Genomic DNA, 372 nt, shown 5'->3' on the forward strand with positions numbered 1-372 from the left:
CGCGCTTCCTCGCGCGTCTCGGCGCCGAAGGCCTTGACGACCGGGTTACAGCTGACCGCGTCGGCCAGCGCGCCGCCCATGCGCGTGTCCCAGGCGTTGCCCAGCCGCGCCGCCGGCGCCACGTAGCCCAGCGACAGCGCCGCCGTGACCGCGATGTACAGCACCGACCCCAGGCCGACCACCAGGCCCATCACCGGCCAGTGGATGCCCAGCAGCACGGTGGCGCCGACCAGCATGATGACCGAGGGCAGCAGCGCCACCAGCAGCGTGTCGTTCAGCAGGTCCACCGCCCACATGCCGCGGGTGATCTTGCGCACGGTCGAGCCGGCGAAGCTGTTGGCGTGCCAGTCGGTCGAAAAGCGCTGCACCCGG

At 72.0% G+C, this 372-nt stretch carries 1 pseudogene; it reads right to left on the reverse strand.

Going from position 1 to position 372, the window contains the following annotated elements:
- A pseudogene (locus ACR6JA_RS22180) lies at positions 1-372 on the reverse strand (ABC transporter ATP-binding protein); the annotation flags it as partial.

The organism is Cedecea sp. B1(4) (assembly GCF_059414925.1).